The sequence below is a fragment of the Pseudoalteromonas sp. SIMBA_162 genome (assembly GCF_046535955.1).
Taxonomy (GTDB): domain Bacteria; phylum Pseudomonadota; class Gammaproteobacteria; order Enterobacterales; family Alteromonadaceae; genus Pseudoalteromonas; species Pseudoalteromonas marina.
This window is the reverse complement of record NZ_JAWJBQ010000250.1, coordinates 1-283: the sequence shown is the minus strand read 5'-3', so window position 1 is coordinate 283 and position 283 is coordinate 1. Positions and strand designations below refer to the sequence as shown.

At 65.7% G+C, this 283-nt stretch carries 1 pseudogene; it reads right to left on the bottom strand.

Annotated elements, in window-relative coordinates:
- Positions 1 to 283, bottom strand: a pseudogene (locus R0J88_RS19555) (hypothetical protein); the annotation flags it as partial.

The following is a 283-nucleotide window of genomic DNA, read 5'->3' as shown; positions in this document are numbered from 1 at the left end:
CGGTCGATGCCCCGTCGGTGAAGACGAAGACCAGCGGGCGCCAGTCACCCTTGGTGTCTGCCGTGGTCTGCTTGACCTCGGCCTGAATGCGCTCGGCGGTCAGCTTCAGTGCAGCACCCAGCGCCGTCATGCCATCCGGCTTGAGGGACGGGGCCTGGAAGGTCATCAGATCGGTCAGCGGAATGGTCTGGGTGGCCTTGCTGCTGAACTGGATCACCGACAGGTGCACGGTTTCCAGCGCGTGCGGGTCCTGGCGGAGCATATCGACCAGCCCGGCCAGTCC